Below are 10,694 nucleotides of genomic sequence, written 5' to 3' on the forward strand. Positions count from 1 at the left end.
CTTTTGATCTTTTAACAAGCAAGATCAAAAGATCGCAGCCTGCGGCAGCTCCTACAGGGGGAAAATGTGCAGAAATGACAAACCCGGCACTGTGGCCGGGTTTGTTGTTTCTGCTCGCGCGCTTACTTCGCGGTCGCAGGCACCGCAGCTTGAGCACTGCGCTTGTTCTTGATCACGTAGCAAACCCACATGAACACGACCCACACCGGAATCGCGTACACGGAGATCTGAATCCCCGGGATCAGCAGCATTACGCCAAGGATGAACACCACGAACGCCAGGCAGACATAGTTGCCGTACGGGTACCACAGCGCCTTGAACAGCGGCGTCTGCTGCGTCTTGTTCATGTGCTGACGGAACTTGAAGTGCGAGAAGCTGATCATCGCCCAGTTGATCACCAACGTCGCAACCACCAGCGACATCAGCAGTTCCAGCGCGCTGTGCGGGATCAGGTAGTTGAGCAACACCGCGATCACGGTCACCGCTGCCGAGGCCAGAATCGAACGCACCGGCACACCACGCTTGTCGATCTTCGCCAGGCCTTTCGGCGCATCGCCCTGCTCGGCCATGCCCAGCAACATGCGGCTGTTGCAGTAAGTGCCGCTGTTGTACACCGACAATGCCGCAGTCAGTACCACGAAGTTGAGGATGTGCGCGGCGGTGCTGCTGCCGAGCATCGAGAACACTTGCACGAACGGGCTGCCGCTGTAGGAATCGCCGGACGCGTTGAGGGTTTCCAGCAGGCTGTCCCAAGGGGTCAGCGACAGCAGGATGACCAAGGCGCCGATGTAGAAAATCAGGATCCGGTAGATGACCTGATTGATCGCTTTCGGGATCACGGTTTTCGGCTTGTCAGCTTCCGCTGCGGTGAAACCGAGCATTTCCAGACCGCCGAAAGAGAACATGATGATCGCCATGGCCATCACCAGTCCGCTGACGCCGTTGGGGAAGAACCCGCCGTGTGACCACAGGTTGGTTACCGACGCTTGCGGGCCGCCGTTGCCGCTGACCAGCAGGTAGCTGCCGAGCGCAATCATGCCGACGATCGCCACAACCTTGATGATCGCGAACCAGAATTCGGCTTCACCGAAGACTTTGACGTTGGCCAGGTTGATCGCGTTGATCAGCACGAAGAAGGCTGCCGCAGAGGCCCAGGTCGGAATGTCCGGCGCCCAGTAGTGGATGTACTTGCCGACCGCAGTCAGCTCCGACATGCCCACCAGAATGTACAGAATCCAGCAGTTCCAGCCCGACAGGAAACCGGCAAAGCCGCCCCAGTACTTGTGCGCAAAGTGGCTGAAGGAACCGGCCACCGGCTCTTCAACAATCATCTCGCCCAACTGGCGCATGATCATGAAGGCGATGAAGCCGCAGATGGCGTAGCCGAGGATCATCGACGGGCCGGCGGATTTCAGTACCCCGGCCGAGCCGAGGAACAATCCGGTACCGATCGCGCCACCGAGGGCGATCAGTTGAATGTGGCGATTTTTCAGGCCGCGTTTCAGCTCGCCTGATTGCGAGGGTTGTCCACTCATGAAAAAGGTCTCACGCAAGGTTTGATGATGTTCAGTAGACGTTGCTGCAAGGTTGCGATTTCAAGCAGCCCCGATCAAACCCCAGCGCAGGCACCAGGAGTTCAGCTCAATTACAACGGTCATGCGTCACCTGTTTGTTTTTATCTGTGACGAAATCGAACCCGAAACGCTTGTGGCGCGACGGAGTGAACAAGGCGGGTAGCCTTGAGTTTTGCGCGATTACGCAGAGGGTCACAGTTAAAACGCGGCGCATTGTACACCGCTAACCCCCTGCTGCCAGACCCCGCTGGATCAGCGTGGCGGTTGCCGGGATTGCGTGTGTCCGTTTCGAGAGGCTCGAACGGCTGCAAAAATGGAGTCAGACCTTTGCAGGCCATCGACGTGGACGAGGAAAAAACCGTCCCACGGAGAGAAGTGGAAATCAGTCACGGCGTTCATTGCGCCTCCTTGTTGTTATGCACCTGCACGGCAGGCATGGGGCGCATCTCACCCTGCAAATGTCGCTGAAACAAGCGGCCCAGAGCCTTACGTCGGGCTCGGCCCATTGGGCTTCGGAAGCTTTTCCTTACACCCACGCGGGAACCTGCCATTCACGGGGATTTAGCGGATTTTTCGTAAACATTTCTTTACGAGTCGTAACGTAGAGTTTCCATTTCAGAATTTTCTGTAGGACGTCTGCTGGTTAACGGTCATCGGGATTTTAGCCAGGAATTAATTTGTTGAGACCACTGGCTTGCTCGCGAAGAGGCCCGATCAGACACCGAACACCTTTCTTCAGACAAAAAAAACGCCAACCCTGCGGTTGGCGTTTTTGCTCGAGCTTGAAGCTTGAAGCTTGCCGCTAGAAGCTAACAGCCGCCTTATTCAGGCTTGCGACGACCAAACCCCGGACGCTGACCGGAACCGGCCGGCGCACCGCGGCGCTTGCCCGACGGCTTGTCGCCATCAACCAGCTTGATCCCCGGACGCTTCGACGTCGGTTTAGCCGGACGCTTGTTGGTGGTGTCTGCTGGACGATCCGCCACTGGCGTACCGCGACCGGCAGGCGCGCCACGCTCGCCACGTTCAGTGCGACCGTTGGCCGGACGCGGAGCGCGCTCGCCGTCACGGGCAACCGGCTTGCGGGCTGGACGCTCGCCTTCGATCTGCGGCTCACGGCTTGGGCGTGGGCCGGTCGGTGCGCCAGCGGCTGGACGCAGGGTACGTACGCGCTCGGTCTTGCCCATCGGACGCGACGATTTACGCTGCATACGCTCAAGCTTGTCTTTGCTCTTGGCGTTCAGTTGCGGCATCGCCACTGGCGTCAGGCCGACTTCAGCACTGAGGATATCGACTTCGTACTGGCTCATTTCGCGCCAGCGGCCCATCGGCAGGTCGGAGTTGAGGAACACCGGACCGAAACGCACGCGCTTCAGACGGCTGACCACCAGACCCTGCGATTCCCACAGACGACGAACCTCACGGTTACGACCTTCCATCACCACGCAGTGGTACCAGTGGTTGAAGCCTTCGCCACCTGGCGCCTGCTTGATGTCGGTGAACTTGGCCGGGCCGTCTTCCAGCACCACGCCAGCCTTCAGTCGCTCGATCATCTCGTCGTCGACTTCACCGCGTACACGCACGGCGTACTCGCGGTCCATCTCGTAGGACGGGTGCATCAGGCGGTTGGCCAGTTCACCGTCAGTGGTGAACATCAGCAAACCGGTGGTGTTGATGTCGAGACGACCGATGTTGATCCAGCGCCCTTCTTTCGGGCGCGGCAGCTTGTCGAACACGGTCGGACGGCCTTCCGGGTCGTCACGGGTGCAGATCTCGCCATCGGGTTTGTTGTACATGATCACGCGGCGTACCGATTCGGCCGCCTCTTCGCGCTTGATCACCTTGCCATCAATGGTGATGGCGTCGTGCAGATCGACACGCAGACCGAGGGTGGCGTCTTTGCCATTGACCTTGATCCGGCCCTGGCTGATCCAGGATTCCACGTCACGGCGCGAGCCGACGCCGATACGGGCGAGGACTTTCTGCAGTTTTTCGCCTGCTGGGCCGATTGGCTGGTCGTCTTGCTGATCTTTGATACTCATCTGGGCACCTCCCGGTGTGGTCTGTTCAGGCGCTCTGAATTGGGGGCCTGAAGCATTGAAATCTGGGTTCTCGGCCGAAGGGATCGGCGAAGGGTCGCGAATCATACGCGGATGTGCGCCGTCGCGCATCAGAGACTAGCTGATCGATCGCCAGTTATTTCTTTTTCCGCCGACCGGCGCCACCGAGTTTGATCAGGCGCAGCGCGGATTCGGCAAGCACCGTGCGCTTGTCGTCCTTGTCGAGTTTCTTCCAGGCTTTGATTTCACGCTTGCTGCGGCCGCAGCCGAGGCAGATGTCATCGCTGAATTTGCAGAGGCTGATGCACGGGTCTTTTGTCGAGCTCATAACTATCCTTCAACACAATTCCTGTGGGAGCTGAGCTTGCTCGCGAAAGCGCTGTGTCAGTCACATTAATGGTGTCTGACACTCCGCTTTCGCGAGCAAGCTCAGCTCCTACAAAAGAACGAGCAGCGGTCAGTCTTCGAACTCGCGGCGCTCGGCTTCGATGGCTTCGGCCAGTGCGCGGGCTTCGGCTTCTTCTTCGCTCAACTCGGGTTCGGGCGCGGGCTGTTCGAGGGCGGCGACGGCGGCCAACAGCTTTTCGCGCGCTTCGGCGACGCCGAGAATGTCCTCATCCGGTTCGGCTTCTGGCTCGGCTTCAAGTTCAACTTCAATGACGGGCTCAGCGACCTCGACTTCAGGCTCGGACGTCGGCGCTTCACCGTCCGCCGCATCCCGCAGCAAATCGTCGAAGTCGGTCTTGATGCCCTCCTCCATGCTGTCCAGCTCCAGCAGCAAGGTGTGGAAACTGGTTTCTTCCTTCTCCTCCTCCGGCTCGGCACTGGCGTCGGTCAGTTCCTGCAAACTCTGCGGCACCGGCGCGTCGTCGAAATCGAGCACCGGATCAGTTTCCATTTCGCGCAGCTCGGCCAGTGGCGGCAGGTCTTCGAGGTTCTTCAGGTTGAAGTGATCGAGAAACATCTTGGTGGTGGCAAACATCGCCGGTTTGCCCGGCACGTCGCGGTAACCGACAACACGAATCCACTCGCGCTCCAGCAAGGTTTTGACGATGTTGCTGTTCACCGCCACACCGCGCACGTCTTCGATCTCGCCACGGGTGATTGGCTGGCGATAGGCGATCAGCGCGATGGTTTCCAGCAAGGCACGGGAATAACGCTGCGGGCGCTCCTCCCAAAGTCGACCAACCCACGGCGAAAACTTCTCGCGGATCTGCAAGCGATAGCCCGACGAGACTTCCTTGAGCTCGAACGCACGGCCCTCGCAGGACTTGCCGAGCAGGGTCAGGGCTTTCTTGAAGACTGCTGGCTCGGGCCGTTCGCCCTCTTCGAACAGTTCAAAAAGACGCTCAAGGGATTGCGGCTTTCCCGAGGCCAACAGAAAGGCTTCAAGCAGGGGTGCCAGCTCGCGGGGTTCAGTCAGGTTCATGTTTCGACTCGTTATTCGGCTCGGGCTCGCACGTGGATCGCGGCGAACGGCTCATTCTGCACCAGCTCGACCAAGGATTCCTTGACCAGTTCAAGGATCGCCATAAAGGTCACCACCACACCCAGCCTGCCCTCTTCGGCAGTGAACAGCTCGACAAACGGCACAAAACCGCCGCCCTTGAGGCGTTCCAGCACATCGCTCATGCGTTCGCGGGTGGACAGTGCTTCACGACTGACCTGGTGGCTTTCAAACATATCGCCACGGCGCAGCACTTCGGCCATGCACATCAAAATTTCTTCCAGCGCCACATCCGGCAACAGCTTGCGCGCGCGGGCTTCCGGGGCATCGAGCTTGGGCACAACCACGTCGCGGCCGACGCGGCTGAGGTTGTCGATACCTTCGGCGGCAGCTTTGAAACGCTCGTATTCCTGCAAGCGGCGGATCAGTTCGGCGCGCGGGTCGTCTTCTTCATCTTCGACAGTTTCGGCGCGCGGCAGGAGCATGCGCGACTTGATCTCGGCGAGCATCGCCGCCATCACCAGATACTCGGCGGCGAGTTCCAGGCGCACCGACTGCATCAATTCGACGTAGCCCATGTACTGACGGGTAATTTCCGCCACCGGGATGTCGAGGATGTTGATGTTCTGTTTGCGGATCAGGTACAGCAGCAGGTCGAGCGGGCCTTCGAATGCCTCGAGAAAGACCTCGAGCGCATCCGGCGGGATGTACAGGTCGAGTGGCATTTCCATGACCGCCTGGCCATAGACCATGGCAAACGGCAGTTCCTGCTGAGCATCGGCCTGGGGATCGACAACGGTTTCCACTGCGGACATTCAGGCCTCGACCATGAACGGCGTCGGATCGCCGCAACCGACGCGCACCACTTCCGGGTCGTCGCCGGTCAGGTCGATCACGGTGGAGGCTTTGATGCCGCCGAAACCGCCATCCACGATCAAGTCCACCTGGTGTTCGAGCAACTGACGCATTTCGTACGGATCGCTGAGCGGGTCTTCATCGCCGGGCATGATCAGGGTCACGCTCATCAGCGGCTCGCCCAGTTCGGCCAGCAGCGCCAGCGCAATCGGATGGCTCGGCACGCGCAGGCCGATGGTGCGCTTCTTCGGGTGCAGCAACAGGCGCGGCACTTCGCGGGTGGCGTTGAGAATAAAAGTGTAAGGCCCCGGCAGGTGCGCCTTGAGAATGCGGAAGGTGCCGGTGTCGATCTTGGCGTAATTGCCCAGTTGCGACAGGTCGCTGCAGATCAGCGCGAAGTTGTGCTTTTCATCGAGCTGACGCAGGCGTCGCACACGTTCGATGGCAGTCTTGTCGCCGATCTGGCAACCGATCGCGTAGGAAGAGTCCGTGGGATACACCACTACCCCGCCCTTGCGGATGATCTCGACCGCCTGTTTGATCAGGCGCGCTTGCGGGTTTTCCGGATGAATCTGGAAAAATTGACTCACATTCTCTACCTGTTCAGACGGCGGCAATATCTGTGTCATGTTTGAACCGACACCACAGGGGTGGAAGGTCCTCGGGAACCGGCCGGTACTGGCCGATCTCGGACCAGCCGCCAGGGCCATGGAAGTCACTGCCGGCACTGACCAGCAGACCGAACTCACGGGCAAGGATTGCCAGGCTGCCCACCTGTTCCGCAGGCTGGTGGCCATTGACCACCTCGATTGCATGCCCGCCTGCTTGAATATAGTCGGCAATCAGCTTTCGGCGCTTGCTGCGGGTGAAATCGTAGTGCCACGGATGCGCCAGACTGACCCAGGCATTGGCGGCGCGCAGCGTCCCGACGGTGTCTTCCAGCGTCGGCCAGTGCAGCTTGACGTCGCCCAGCTTGCCGGCGCCGAGCCACTTGCGGAACGCCTCGGCGCGATCCTTGACGAAACCTTCACGTACCATCCAGTCAGCGAAATGCGGACGGGCCGGCGCGTTGCCGCTGTCGCCCAGTTCCTGCTGGATTTTCCGCGCGCCGTCGAGGGCGCCGGGCATGCCTTTGAGGGCGAGCTTGCGGCTTATTTCTTCCGACCGCAGCCAGCGCCCATCGTGCAATTTGGCGATGGCCTCGACCAACGGCGCGGCGTTGACGTCGAAACCGTAGCCCAGTACATGAATGGTCGCGCCGCCCCAAGTGCAGGACAATTCGACGCCGTTGACCAGTTGCATGCCCAATTCTTTGGCGGTCGCGCGCGCTTCAGCGAGGCCTTCAAGGGTGTCGTGGTCGGTCAACGCCAGGACTCGCACGCCGTTTTCGAACGCACGCGCAACCAGAACCGCAGGCGCCAGTGCGCCATCGGAGGCCGTGCTATGGCAGTGCAAATCAACATTCACGGAGAGTTGTAACCTCAAATCAGCTGGCGCTATCGCGCGCCCATATGTTTGTTATTATGCCGCCACATCCAGCTTCTGGCTCTTACTGTGAAACAATTCATCGATTTCATCCCGCTTCTGCTGTTTTTCATCGTTTACAAACTTGATCCACGGGTGGTCGATGTCGCGGGCCATGAAGTCACTGTAGGCGGTATTTACAGCGCCACCGCGATGCTCATCATCAGCTCCCTGGTGGTGTACGGCGCGCTTTTCATCAAACAGCGCAAGCTGGAAAAGAGCCAATGGCTAACCCTGATCGCGTGTCTGGTGTTCGGTAGCCTGACGCTGGCCTTCCACAGCGAAACCTTCCTCAAGTGGAAAGCCCCGGTGGTCAACTGGCTGTTTGCCGTCGCGTTCATCGGCAGCCACTTCATCGGCGACCGCCTGCTGATCAAACGGATCATGGGCCACGCGCTGACCCTGCCGGATCCGGTCTGGACGCGCCTGAACATCGCCTGGATCGCCTTTTTCCTGTTCTGCGGGGCCGCCAACCTGTTCGTCGCCTTCACCTTCCAGAGCTACTGGGTGGACTTCAAGGTGTTCGGCAGCCTGGGCATGACCCTGGTGTTCCTGGTCGCGCAGGGCATTTACCTGTCGCGCCACCTGCACGATGCCGATACCCCAACAACACCAAAAACCGAGGACTGACATGCTCTACGCAATCATTGCCACCGACGTCGCCAACTCACTGGAAGCTCGCCTGGCCGCGCGCCCTGCGCATCTGGAACGCCTGCAAGCGCTCAAGGGCGAAGGCCGCATCGTATTGGCCGGCCCACACCCGACGGTCGACAGCAATGATCCGGGCGCCGCGGGTTTCACCGGCAGCCTGATCGTCGCCGAGTTCGACTCCCTGAGCGCTGCTCAGGCATGGGCTGATGCGGATCCGTATATTGCGGCGGGTGTGTATGCCAATGTGGTCGTGAAGCCGTTCAAACAAGTCCTGCCTTAACGCTGAAGACAGGGCCTTACAGGATTACTGTGACAAAGGGGATTCCTGTGGTGAGGGGATTTATCCCCGATGGGTGGCAAAGCCGCCCCAAAAGCCATTCGATGTGGTGTGCCTGACACACCGCATACTCCTTTTTCAGGACTGCTTCGCAGCCCATCGGGGATAAATCCCCTCGCCACAGAATACTCATCAGCCACAAAATATCTGTCAGCCACCAACATCACCTCCCGCGCACTGAACCTTCTCGCTTCTCACCCATCTCAATCGCTCATTATTCTCGTTCGTCTGCCGACAACCTGCCCACTATCCATTGGGAAGCAGGTGTTGCGATGCGCAAGGGTTCGTTGTGTCTGATGTTGGTCACGCTGTCGATCATGGCGCCCGCCCATGGTGAGGAAAACGCCGAAGGTGGCAATTCCACGCCATTGTCATTGAGCGCCGGCAGCCAGATCACCGAGTTGCAGCAGCGCCTCAAGGCCAGCGAGCAGCAGCGAGAAGAACTGAGCAAACAATTGCAAAATGTCGACAACGAACGCGAAAGCGCTCAGCTCGCCCGGTTGCGCCAGGAGAACCAGCGCCTCAAGCTGCAACTCAAGGAAGCACAGGCCAGCCCGCTCCCGCGTTTGTTGACCGATCAACAGCAGTGGTTCGTCACGGGAGCCGGGGTAGCGCTATTGGCGCTGCTCTGCGGTATCTTTGCCAGTGGAGCAAGCCGAAAACGTCGGCAATGGCTAAATTGAGTGAGTCATGAGCGAGCTGTTACTGATTGATGATGACCAGGAGTTGTGCGAACTCCTGAGTAGCTGGTTAAGCCAGGAAGGCTTCCAGGTGCGCGCCTGCCACGATGGCCAGAGCGCCCGTAAAGCGTTGGCCGAAACCGCTCCGGCGGCGGTGGTGCTGGACGTGATGCTGCCCGACGGCAGCGGTCTGGAACTGCTCAAGCAGTTGCGCAACGATCATGCTGATCTGCCGGTGTTGATGTTGTCGGCCCGTGGCGAGCCACTGGATCGTATCCTCGGCCTGGAACTCGGCGCCGACGATTATCTGGCCAAACCGTGCGACCCGCGCGAACTGACCGCGCGCCTGCGCGCCGTATTGCGCCGCAGTCACCCGGCCGCCGTTTCGACGCAACTGGAGCTGGGCGACCTGAGTTTCAGCCCGGTGCGCGGTGTGGTCAGCATCGACGAGAAAGAACTGACCCTCACTGTTTCCGAAAGTCGTTTGCTCGAAGCCCTGCTCAAGCAGCCCGGCGAACCACTGGACAAGCAGGAACTGGCGCAGATCGCCCTTGGCCGCAAACTGACCCTGTACGACCGCAGCCTCGACATGCACGTCAGCAACCTGCGCAAAAAAATCGGCCCGCACCCCGACGGCCGCCCACGCATCGTCGCCCTGCGCAGCCGTGGTTACTACTACAGCCTCTGAATCGCACACATCCCGGCCAAACGGTGAGCGACGCCTCCCCTGTAGGAGCTGCCGAAGGCTGCGATCTGATCGTTCCCACGCTCTGCGTGGGAACGCAGCCGGGGACGCTCTGCGTCCCACAGTCAAAAGATCGCAGCGTGCCGCAGCTCCTACAGGGGTATGTGTAAGGCTGATGACGAAACGTCTTTACCCAAGCTTTACGTAGCGCTGACCGCCGCTGACCTTGATCTCCGTAATCTGAACTCATCCGGAACGTACCGGGAACGAGACAAGGAGATACACCATGCGCAAGACTCTTATCGCTCTGATGTTCGCTGCCGCTCTGCCAACCGTCGCCATGGCTATGCCGCAAGATGGCGGCCCGATGGGTGGCCCGCTCGACGGCCCACGCCACGGCGGTCAGATGCACGGCATGCACGGCAAGGGCCCGTACAGCCAACTCGACCTGTCCCGCGAACAGCGTGAGCAGATCCGCAAGATCATGGGCGAGCAGATGCACGAGCGTAAGCAAGTGGTCGACAAGTACCTGGAAAAACTCTCGCCAGCGGATCAGAAAGCCCTGAAAGACGAGATGGCCGCCAACCACAAGAAAGGCGAGGCTGATGTTCGTGCGGTGCTGAAGCCGGATCAACAGAAGAAATTCGACGAGATCCAGAAAAAACAGGCTGAACGCCGTGCCGAATGGGCCGAGTTCAAGGCGTGGAAAGCGCAACAGCCGCAAAAAGCGCAATAATGTTCTGACCATGGCCCAACGGCTAACCCCGTTGGGCCTGTTTGCACTTGCCCCTGTAGGAGCTGCGGCACGCTGCGATCTTTTGACTGTGGGACGCAGAGCGTCCCCGACTGCATTCCCCCGCAGAGCAAGGGAACGCTCAGCA

General features: G+C 59.8%; 12 protein-coding genes. 5 read left to right on the plus strand and 7 right to left on the minus strand.

What is annotated here, in order from left to right:
* Positions 1 to 122: 122 nt before the first annotated feature.
* The 7 genes from QMX93_RS27310 to QMX93_RS27340 all read right to left on the minus strand — a co-directional run bounded on the left by QMX93_RS27310 (position 123) and on the right by QMX93_RS27340 (position 7,403).
* Positions 123 to 1,535: an amino acid permease gene (locus QMX93_RS27310; RefSeq protein WP_053118275.1), complete on the minus strand. Its 1,413-nt coding sequence runs from the start codon at positions 1,533 to 1,535 to the stop codon at positions 123 to 125.
* A gap of 860 nt (positions 1,536 to 2,395) precedes the next feature.
* Entirely contained in the window at positions 2,396 to 3,616 is a 1,221-nt protein-coding gene (gene rluB / locus QMX93_RS27315) for a 23S rRNA pseudouridine(2605) synthase RluB (RefSeq protein ID WP_053118273.1), read from the minus strand.
* A 154-nt stretch (positions 3,617 to 3,770) separates the two neighbouring features.
* Positions 3,771 to 3,962: a DUF1289 domain-containing protein gene (locus QMX93_RS27320; RefSeq protein ID WP_282358631.1), complete on the minus strand. Its 192-nt coding sequence runs from the start codon at positions 3,960 to 3,962 to the stop codon at positions 3,771 to 3,773.
* Between the two features lie 129 nt (positions 3,963 to 4,091).
* Positions 4,092 to 5,063, minus strand: a complete 972-nt coding sequence (scpB, locus tag QMX93_RS27325) for an SMC-Scp complex subunit ScpB (protein WP_282358633.1) — start codon at positions 5,061 to 5,063, stop codon at positions 4,092 to 4,094.
* 11 nt (positions 5,064 to 5,074) lie between these two features.
* On the minus strand, positions 5,075 to 5,896 hold the full coding sequence (locus QMX93_RS27330) for a ScpA family protein (RefSeq protein ID WP_008088827.1): 822 nt from the start codon (positions 5,894 to 5,896) through the stop codon (positions 5,075 to 5,077).
* A complete protein-coding gene (locus QMX93_RS27335) occupies positions 5,897 to 6,526 on the minus strand; it encodes an L-threonylcarbamoyladenylate synthase (protein WP_038363745.1) in 630 nt (209 codons plus the stop codon).
* A 13-nt stretch (positions 6,527 to 6,539) separates the two neighbouring features.
* Complete coding sequence (locus tag QMX93_RS27340; RefSeq protein ID WP_159812589.1) at positions 6,540 to 7,403, minus strand: PHP domain-containing protein; 864 nt, start codon at positions 7,401 to 7,403, stop codon at positions 6,540 to 6,542.
* A gap of 87 nt (positions 7,404 to 7,490) precedes the next feature.
* On the opposite strand from QMX93_RS27340, the gene QMX93_RS27345 reads away from it, so the two are divergent.
* The 5 genes from QMX93_RS27345 (at position 7,491) to QMX93_RS27365 (ending at position 10,549) form a co-directional block, all read left to right on the plus strand.
* Entirely contained in the window at positions 7,491 to 8,090 is a 600-nt protein-coding gene (locus tag QMX93_RS27345; protein ID WP_053118264.1) for a septation protein A, read from the plus strand.
* Position 8,091: 1 nt separating this feature from the next.
* The gene (locus QMX93_RS27350; protein WP_282358634.1) at positions 8,092 to 8,391 is read left to right on the plus strand and encodes a YciI family protein; all 300 of its coding nucleotides are present in this window, start codon (positions 8,092 to 8,094) and stop codon (positions 8,389 to 8,391) included.
* Positions 8,392 to 8,720: 329 nt separating this feature from the next.
* Positions 8,721 to 9,131 (plus strand): translation initiation factor 2, encoded by a 411-nt coding sequence (locus QMX93_RS27355; RefSeq protein WP_282358635.1) that lies wholly within the window; start codon positions 8,721 to 8,723, stop codon positions 9,129 to 9,131.
* Between the two features lie 7 nt (positions 9,132 to 9,138).
* Positions 9,139 to 9,816, plus strand: a complete 678-nt coding sequence (locus QMX93_RS27360) for a response regulator transcription factor (RefSeq protein ID WP_053118261.1) — start codon at positions 9,139 to 9,141, stop codon at positions 9,814 to 9,816.
* Positions 9,817 to 10,099: 283 nt separating this feature from the next.
* Positions 10,100 to 10,549, plus strand: a complete 450-nt coding sequence (locus QMX93_RS27365) for an LTXXQ domain protein (protein WP_053118259.1) — start codon at positions 10,100 to 10,102, stop codon at positions 10,547 to 10,549.
* The last annotated feature ends 145 nt before the right edge of the window (positions 10,550 to 10,694 follow it).

The organism is Pseudomonas sp. PS01303 (genome assembly GCF_029959385.1).
Classification (GTDB): domain Bacteria; phylum Pseudomonadota; class Gammaproteobacteria; order Pseudomonadales; family Pseudomonadaceae; genus Aquipseudomonas; species Aquipseudomonas rustica.